The following is a 576-nucleotide window of genomic DNA, read 5'->3' as shown; positions in this document are numbered from 1 at the left end:
TGTGATTCATGACTGGGGTGAAGTCGTAACAAGGTAACCGTAGGGGAACCTGCGGTTGGATCACCTCCTTACCTTAAAGAACCGTTCTCTGCAGTGTCCACACAGATTGTCTGATGAAATAACGAGCAGTAAAAAATCTCTGCAGGCTTGTAGCTCAGGTGGTTAGAGCGCACCCCTGATAAGGGTGAGGTCGGTGGTTCAAGTCCACTCAGGCCTACCAAATTTCTGCTGATGCTGCGTTGCGGCGACACTCACATACTTCAGTATGCTTCGTGTCACCCCGCCTTGCCTCGCCAGAAATTAAAGGTTCCAGAGACCACGATGGGGCTATAGCTCAGCTGGGAGAGCGCCTGCTTTGCACGCAGGAGGTCTGCGGTTCGATCCCGCATAGCTCCACCATCTTTACTGTTCGGCACAAGAAAACTTCAGAGTACACATTCTGTGTGTGCTGCGAAGTTTTGCTCTTTAAAAATCTGGATCAAGCTGAAAATTGAAACACTGAACAGTGCGAACTGTTCTGTGAGTCTCTCAAATTTTCGCGACACGCGGATGTTTTACGAAACATCTTCGGGTTGT

The 576-nt window shown here is 49.3% G+C and carries 2 tRNA genes and 1 rRNA gene; all 3 read left to right on the top strand.

From position 1 onward, the window contains the following. Positions 1-71: ribosomal RNA gene (locus JKP81_RS23495) — 16S ribosomal RNA — on the top strand; the annotation flags it as partial. Between the two features lie 72 nt (positions 72-143). Continuing rightward, a tRNA-Ile gene (locus JKP81_RS23490) sits at positions 144-220 on the top strand. 103 nt (positions 221-323) lie between these two features. Next, positions 324-399, top strand: a tRNA-Ala gene (locus tag JKP81_RS23485). The last annotated feature ends 177 nt before the right edge of the window (positions 400-576 follow it).

Origin of the sequence: Kosakonia sp. LAM2021, assembly GCF_016620385.1 — a bacterium.
Taxonomy (GTDB): domain Bacteria; phylum Pseudomonadota; class Gammaproteobacteria; order Enterobacterales; family Enterobacteriaceae; genus Kosakonia; species Kosakonia sacchari.
This window is presented reverse-complemented; position numbering and strand designations above follow the sequence as displayed.